The organism is Streptosporangium oxazolinicum, from assembly GCF_039537505.1.
Lineage (GTDB): Bacteria > Actinomycetota > Actinomycetes > Streptosporangiales > Streptosporangiaceae > Streptosporangium > Streptosporangium oxazolinicum.
Window position 1 is genome coordinate 1 of the sequence record NZ_BAABAQ010000047.1, and the last position, 608, is coordinate 608.

The 608-nt window shown below is 66.0% G+C and carries 1 protein-coding gene; it reads left to right on the top strand.

All coding sequences use genetic code 11. The annotated features are described in order from the left end of the window. Positions 1 to 608, top strand: a 608-nt coding sequence (locus ABD817_RS39460) for a penicillin-binding transpeptidase domain-containing protein (RefSeq protein ID WP_344923577.1), incomplete at both ends; no start/stop codon positions are given.

Genomic DNA, 608 nt, shown 5'->3' on the forward strand with positions numbered 1-608 from the left:
AAGCAGCGGGAGCGGTTGCTCAAGCGGCGCAACGTGGTGCTGGACCGGATGGCGGAGCTGGGCAAGATCACCCCGGCGGTGGCGGCGAAGGCCAAGGCCGCCAAGCTCGGCTACAGGGGCACGAAGCTGCCGGGCGGGTGTGAGTCGAGCGAGTACCCCTACTTTTGTTTCTACGCCCGCAACGAGGTGTTGCGGAATCCTGATTTCGGCAAGACGGCCAAGGCGCGGGAGGCGTTCTTGAACCGGGGTGGGTTGACGATCAGGACCACGCTGGATCCGGGGATGCAGGCGGCGGCGGACAAGGCGATCAGGAAGTGGGTGTATCCGTCGGACAATCCGGCGGCGGCTGAGGCGTTGGTGCAGCCGGGGACCGGGGCGATCAAGGCGATGGCGGCCAGCCGGACCTACGGCCATAACAAGGCGAAGAAGGAGATGTCCTACAACCTTGTCGCGGACGCCGCGCATGGGGGTGGGGTGGGGTTTCAGGCGGGGTCGACGTTCAAGACGTTCACGTTGCTCACCGCGCTCAAGCAGGGCATGAAGGTCAACGACGGGTTCAGCGCGGGGGCGGGGTTTCGCGCGTCGGGGTATGCGGCGTTCAAGAACTG